We start from the raw sequence: 4,296 nt of genomic DNA, 5'->3' as shown, positions 1-4,296 counted from the left end.
CGGTTCCGGCGAAGACGGAGTCGAAGGAAGCCGTGAATTTCGTGTCGCGGTCATGGAGGAGGAACCGGAACCGGTGGCCACGTTCCTTGAGGTCCATCAGCATGTTCCGTGCCTGCTGGGTGACCCACGCTGCGGTCGGTTGTTTCGTGGCCCCGAGAACATGGACGTGGCGGGTGGCGTGCTCGACGACGAAGAACACGTAGATCCGCTGGAGGAACACGGTGTCCACCGTGAAAAAATCGCAGGCCAGCATGCCGGAGGCCTGCGCGGACAGGAACGCGCGCCAGGAGGTGGCGGCCCGGCGGGGCGCGGGGTCGACACCGGCGCGGTGCGGGATCCGCCAGACGGTGGCGACCCCGACCGGGTAGCCCAACCCGACGAGCTCGCCCTGGATCCTGCGGTGGCCCCAGGTCGGATTTTCCTGCGCGAGGCGCAGGACCAGGTTGCGGATCTCCCCGCGGATCGGTGGCCGTCCGGGCGACTTCCGCGGATAGGTCCATTTCCGTGCGAGGAGCTCACGGTGCCAGCACAACACGGCCGAGGTGACGAAGAAGACGTCCCAGCGGGCAGCCGGGACAGGGCTGCGAGGATCACCCGATCCGCCGGTTCCAGCGTCGGACGGTTCATCTGCCGGCGCAACACCGCCACTTGATGTCGCAGGACGAGGAGTTCTATCTCCTTCGAGGTGTCCCCACGGATGCGGAGCAGCATCAGTCCGAGAGCGTTGTGTGTCAGGCCGTAGAGCAGCGACCACACCATGACCATCCAGCCTGCCCGACACAGGCCCAGTTCGCCAGGCAAACGTGCAGGTCAACGCCCAAATCGGGGTTCTGGAGCCCCACAGGCTCGGGCCGGCGGGGTCACGAGCCCCACATTCAGGCCCATGAACCTTTCAATGCCGGGACCGGAAGGCCCAGTCTAGATCTTCCCATCCGGTGGCGCGGGCCACGCAGCCTCGACGATCCAGCCGCTTCGGTCAGAGGCCGACAAAAAGACCTGACATCAGCTCGATGTGGTCGAGCTGAGAAACGGGTCCGCGGGGTCCAAACACGGAGCCCCTGAGCCCCTGACGTGGCGTCCGGAACGCTGAAGGCGGCCAAGTCGGTGTTCGTCCGCGGCCTCGACGCCCTGATGGCACCGTGTCGACGCCGACCTCGGCGCCGCTGGTCGCGGCCACCCGGCTGCGCGGCGCAGCCCACGCCGTCACGTGCCTGCACCGCCACGAACTGCAGCGGCGACGCGGATCCGTTCAGGCCTGCCTCTTCGGGTAGTGCACGTCCGCGGCACACCCGTCAGCCAGTTCCTCGGAGTATGTGCTGCAGGATGCCCATGGGATGCGGCGCCCAACATGGGCGATCTCAAGCCGGCAATCTCGCGTAATCACGCAAGGCGCGAGGGGCCGCCATCGAGGAGGCGTCGCGTACGGCGCTCTCCGTTCAGCGGCGCTCGCGGGCTTCACGTTCCCGGCGGGCACTGGCTTCCCGACGGCGCCGGTCGGCCCGGTCCAGCCAGTAGTAGACCGCGTCGTACCCGGCGATGCCGAGCGCGACCAAGCCCAGGATGCCGGCGATCGCCGCGACCGGCACCAGGTTCAGCACCGCACACAGTACGGCCACGGCCAGGAGCCCGACGCCGATACCGAGGCTCCACCTCCCGACGCCGCTCATGCCGTTCTTACCTCTCCAGGCAGCGCACGCAGCCCGTTCATCCCGACTTTCTGGAGTGTGTCTGTCACCGGTCATGCAGGCGGGCGGGTACCGCTCGCAGTCGGTTCAGTAGGCCCGCGCCGCGTGTGACGCCGGACCATCCGCACCAACAACACCGCTACCACCAGGCAGAACACCAGCAGAAACACGCCGCCGACGATCTTCGGCCCCGGGTTGTAGTCGATGGTGTAGGCGGTCGGTCGGCCAGCATCGTTGTGCAGGCGCACGTTGTCGATACTGGTCGGCATCGGGTCGCTGCGGCGGATCCGTTCGGCGTCGCGTAGGCGGACACCGGTTCGAGTGATCGTGCCATCCTCGCTGACAAACTCGCCGATCCACGAGCAGTCGTCCTTGCCGCACTGGCGGCCCGTGGGAGTGAGGGTGCCGACCGGACCGTCAGCCAGGGCATCGCGACCATCCAGCCCCTCGACGATCAGGGCGGTGCCACCACCCACGCCGACCAGGGCGATAAACACGATCATGAACCAGATGGCCACCTTGCCGCCCTTGGTCAGCGGCTTCGGTGCGGTCATAGTGTGCAGACTGCCATGTCCCCTGGCACTCGTCGGCACGGGATCGGCGATCGGCGATCGGCGATTTCTACGCCCGCGGGGTCCGGGGTGGGATCTTGACGGTGGTGATGCCGGCGTCGGCGAGGACCGCGTCGGACGACGTGTGCCGGCCAGGGCCGGGTTCGCGACCAAGCCACTGCTGGCCCTGGACAGGATCCGCCGGTTCTGGGTGACGCACCGGCAGCTGGGCTGGGTCGCCGGCGACGAGGTGTACGGCGCGGACCCCGAACTACGCGACTGGCTGGAAGAACACCGGGTCAGCTACGTCCTGGCCGTCAAGAAGGACACCGAGGTGACCACCACCGTCGGCCGCCGCCGTGTGGACACCCTCGCGACGAAGGTCCCCGCGCGTGCCTGGGAGACATATTCCTGCGCCGATGACTCGAAAGACATCCCAGGAGCTGAAGTGTCAAGCAGCGATCTGTTCGACGTGATGCGACCAGGCGGTTGCCTCGTCGTAGGGCGTGGCCGACTTGCGCGACACCCGCAGCCGTACGGCGACCTGCGGCGGGGACAGACCCTCGGAAAACATCGCCGCGGCCTGCAAGCGGACCCGTTCACGGCGGGCCCGGTCGGCATCCGTCAACCCGCCGCCATCGGGATACCTCATACACGCGGACTACCCCACGAACCGAAGGTCACCCTGCAGATTCAAGGTCGATAACCCGTCTGTCTCTCAGGTTCTGCGGCTGTTGACCTGTCCGTGGTTCACGCGCAGGCGTGGGGCGGTCCAGGTCGAGGTCTGCTTGAACAGCCGGAAGGTGTATTCAAGATCGAATCTTCGAAGGAACGCCTGCCAGGCGCGGTCGACGTACCACCCTGATCAACTCACTTCAACAGAACTACACCATGCAGGAAGCGCTTCTCCTCCGGAGACCGCAGGTCGATCCGTGCGGCCAGATCAAGCAGCTCGGCCGGGGGGATCCGCAGGTCCGGCAGGTATGACATGATGGGCAAATGCTCACAAACCGGAATGGCAACTGGAATCTGGACCGGACCGCCCGCGCCCTGCGCCTCACCGCCTCGGCCGGCGCGCTTGCGGCAATGGCGTCCGTGGGCGCCTGCAGCGGCTCGGTCTCCATCGGAGGGTCAGATGCCGTCGCCGAGCCGGAACTGGAGCGGCGGGTGGCCACCGCGCTGGCCGAGCAGGTGAATCGGCCGACTCCCAACATCGACTGCCCCGGTGATCTGGCCGCCGAGGTCGACGCCTCAATACAATGCGTTCTTACCGTTACTGGCGACACGACCCGGTATCCGGTCAATGTGCGGGTTACCTCCGTCAACGGGGACGATGATGTACAGTTCAGCGCCCAGGTGGGAACCACGCCGCTGCCGGCGGGCGGCTGACGCGGGCGGCACAGCATCCCGTCGGCCGGCGGCATACAGTCAAGCCCACAGGCTCGACGACGAAGAAACCGTAGATCCGCTGAAAGAACACGGTGTGTAGGGTAGGCGGCTGGCGCGGTTGCATTGTGGCTGTAGGAATTGTGGTCCGGTACTTGTGTCCGTGAGGTTTCCCCGCACGTTTCTCATCCCGGCCGGCCTTGACGATGCCCCGTTTCCAGCCGCCCCCCGTCGATCCGTGCATGAGGTTCTCCCTCACACGGCTCACCGACATCGTTCACCGTTCAGGCATACGCTGTCACCCGTCGAGTCGTCCCGCTGAGCCGGTATAATCCGAGCCGGGAAAACCAGGAGGGGTCGTGGCGTCGGCCCCATCCTCGCCCGGACTGCTGGTGTTTCCGGCTGGACAAAATAGCCAACCTCATGTGGACGTAGCGATCAACCGCTGCGAGCTGCCGCGAGGAGTTCCCGTGGCGGAAGTAGCCGTTCCAGCCTGTGGGGCTCCAGAATCCCGATTCGGCCTGTGATCTGGCCTGTTGCGGTTTGATCCGGTCTTCCCCGGGAGGTGTCAGGCGGCGTTGCGGTATTCGTTGATCAGCCCGTCGAGGATGCGTGTGCGACGGACGGTGGACCCCGGGGTTGGGGCGACTGCGGGTGGCGGGTCGGGTGGGTGC

The 4,296-nt window shown here is 66.6% G+C and carries 5 protein-coding genes and 3 pseudogenes; 2 read left to right on the top strand and 6 right to left on the bottom strand.

Translation table 11 applies throughout. The features are described from left to right. The 4 genes and pseudogenes from FMEAI12_RS33510 to FMEAI12_RS38980 all read right to left on the bottom strand — a co-directional run. Positions 1-765: pseudogene (locus FMEAI12_RS33510) on the bottom strand (helix-turn-helix domain-containing protein); the annotation flags it as partial. Between the two features lie 671 nt (positions 766-1,436). After that, positions 1,437-1,667, bottom strand: coding sequence for a hypothetical protein (locus FMEAI12_RS33505; protein ID WP_112109128.1), 231 nt, complete (start codon positions 1,665-1,667; stop codon positions 1,437-1,439). 71 nt (positions 1,668-1,738) lie between these two features. Continuing rightward, positions 1,739-2,239 carry a hypothetical protein gene (locus tag FMEAI12_RS33500; RefSeq protein ID WP_112109127.1) on the bottom strand — a complete coding sequence of 167 codons (501 nt, stop codon included), beginning with the start codon at positions 2,237-2,239 and terminating at the stop codon, positions 1,739-1,741. A gap of 70 nt (positions 2,240-2,309) precedes the next feature. After that, positions 2,310-2,390: pseudogene (locus FMEAI12_RS38980) on the bottom strand (transposase); the annotation flags it as partial. On the opposite strand from FMEAI12_RS38980, the pseudogene FMEAI12_RS33490 reads away from it, so the two are divergent. Continuing rightward, positions 2,382-2,666: pseudogene (locus tag FMEAI12_RS33490) on the top strand (transposase); the annotation flags it as partial. The pseudogenes FMEAI12_RS38980 and FMEAI12_RS33490 sit on opposite strands and share 9 nt — an antisense overlap. Positions 2,667-2,687: 21 nt before the next feature. Here FMEAI12_RS33490 and FMEAI12_RS40395 read toward each other — a convergent pair. Further along, positions 2,688-2,810, bottom strand: coding sequence for a hypothetical protein (locus FMEAI12_RS40395; RefSeq protein WP_368672136.1), 123 nt, complete (start codon positions 2,808-2,810; stop codon positions 2,688-2,690). Positions 2,811-3,235: 425 nt separating this feature from the next. On the opposite strand from FMEAI12_RS40395, the gene FMEAI12_RS33480 reads away from it, so the two are divergent. After that, the gene (locus FMEAI12_RS33480; protein ID WP_112109126.1) at positions 3,236-3,625 is read left to right on the top strand and encodes a DUF4333 domain-containing protein; all 390 of its coding nucleotides are present in this window, start codon (positions 3,236-3,238) and stop codon (positions 3,623-3,625) included. 281 nt (positions 3,626-3,906) lie between these two features. On the opposite strand, the gene FMEAI12_RS40390 is transcribed toward FMEAI12_RS33480, so the two are convergent. Then, positions 3,907-4,170 carry a group II intron maturase-specific domain-containing protein gene (locus tag FMEAI12_RS40390; protein ID WP_112109125.1) on the bottom strand — a complete coding sequence of 88 codons (264 nt, stop codon included), beginning with the start codon at positions 4,168-4,170 and terminating at the stop codon, positions 3,907-3,909. Positions 4,171-4,296: the final 126 nt, after the last annotated feature.

The sequence above is a fragment of the Parafrankia sp. Ea1.12 genome (genome assembly GCF_900465275.1).
Lineage (GTDB): Bacteria > Actinomycetota > Actinomycetes > Frankiales > Frankiaceae > Parafrankia > Parafrankia soli.
Note: the sequence above shows the minus strand (reverse complement) of the source record. Positions and strands in the feature narration are given on the sequence as shown.

Excerpts from the sequence above, each read along its gene's own strand:
- FMEAI12_RS33505 (WP_112109128.1), bottom strand. The coding sequence starts at position 1,667 with ATGAGCGGCGTCGGGAGGTGGAGCCTCGGTATCGGCGTCGGGCTCCTG.
- FMEAI12_RS33500 (WP_112109127.1), bottom strand. The coding sequence starts at position 2,239 with ATGACCGCACCGAAGCCGCTGACCAAGGGCGGCAAGGTGGCCATCTGG.
- FMEAI12_RS40395 (WP_368672136.1), bottom strand. The coding sequence starts at position 2,810 with ATGTTTTCCGAGGGTCTGTCCCCGCCGCAGGTCGCCGTACGGCTGCGG.
- FMEAI12_RS33480 (WP_112109126.1), top strand. The coding sequence starts at position 3,236 with ATGCTCACAAACCGGAATGGCAACTGGAATCTGGACCGGACCGCCCGC.